At 63.8% G+C, this 1291-nt stretch carries 1 protein-coding gene; it reads left to right on the top strand.

Annotation, left to right across the window (positions count from 1 at the left end):
- Nucleotides 1-104: 104 nt before the first annotated feature.
- Nucleotides 105-1291: methionine adenosyltransferase (metK, locus tag LI72_RS18625; protein WP_033927480.1), on the top strand; the 1187-nt coding region annotated here is incomplete at its 3' end.

The following is a 1291-nucleotide window of genomic DNA, read 5'->3' as shown; positions in this document are numbered from 1 at the left end:
CAGTTGCACTGGCCGCATTCCGCCGTTAAGGGCGGGATATAAGGAATTCTTTATATGTGCTCTGCCGGGTGTGTCTCGGGAGGGCCCCAGCAAGAAGGCGACCCATGCGCAAGAGCTTCCTCTTTACCTCCGAATCGGTCAGCGAAGGCCATCCCGACAAGGTTGCGGACCAGATTTCCGACGCCGTCGTCGACCTGTTCCTGTCCAAGGATCCGTATGCGCGCGTCGCCTGCGAGACGCTGACGACGACCCAGCGCGTGGTGCTGGCCGGCGAGATCCGCTGCAAGGGCGTGTACGAGAACGGCGAGTGGGCCGCAGGCGCGCTGGAAGAGATCGAACAGGTCGTGCGCGCGACGGTCAAGCGCATCGGCTATGAGCAGGACGGTTTCCACTGGGAAACATTCAGCTTCGAAAACCACCTGCACGGCCAGTCTTCGGAAATCGCGCAGGGCGTCGATGCCAAGGACAACAAGGACGAAGGCGCTGGCGACCAGGGCATCATGTTCGGCTATGCCTCGGACGAGACCGAAGACCTGATGCCCGCGACGCTCGACTATTCGCACAAGATCCTCGAGCGCATGGCGGCCGATCGCCACGCCAAGGTCGTCGATTTCCTCGAGCCCGACGCCAAGAGCCAGGTGACGCTCGCCTATGACGACGAAAAGCCGGTGCGCGCCACCGCTCTGGTCGTCTCGACCCAGCACGCGCCGGGCTATTTCTGGCACGAAGGCAAGGGCGATGCCGCCAAGTATCAGGAGCTTTACGACTATGTCGTGGGCGTGATGCACGATGTGCTGCCCGAGGGCTTCATCACCGACGAGACCGCGATCTATGTCAACCCGACCGGATCGTTCGAGATCGGCGGCCCCGATGGCGATGCTGGCGTGACCGGCCGCAAGATCATCGTCGACACCTACGGCGGCGCATCGCCGCACGGCGGCGGCGCGTTCTCTGGCAAGGACCCGACCAAGGTCGACCGTTCGGCAGCGTATATCAGCCGTTACATGGCCAAGAACATCGTCGCAGCCGGCCTTGCGCGTCGCTGCACGATCCAGCTGTCGTACGCGATCGGCATCGCCGAGCCGCTATCGCTCTATGTCGACACGCACGGCACGGGCACGGTCGCCGACGACAAGATCGAGGCGGTGCTGCCGCAGCTGGTGCGCCTGACGCCGCGCGGCATCCGCGAGCATCTGGGCCTCAACAAGCCGATCTACCAGAAGTCGGCCGCCTACGGTCACTTCGGCCGCAAGCCCGAAGGCGACTTCTTCCCCTGGGAGAAGACCGACCT

The sequence above is a fragment of the Sphingomonas sp. 35-24ZXX genome (genome assembly GCF_000786215.1).
In the GTDB taxonomy this organism is placed as follows: domain Bacteria; phylum Pseudomonadota; class Alphaproteobacteria; order Sphingomonadales; family Sphingomonadaceae; genus Blastomonas.
The sequence above is the reverse complement of the archived record's forward strand: the minus strand, read 5'-3'. Positions and strand labels throughout refer to the sequence as shown.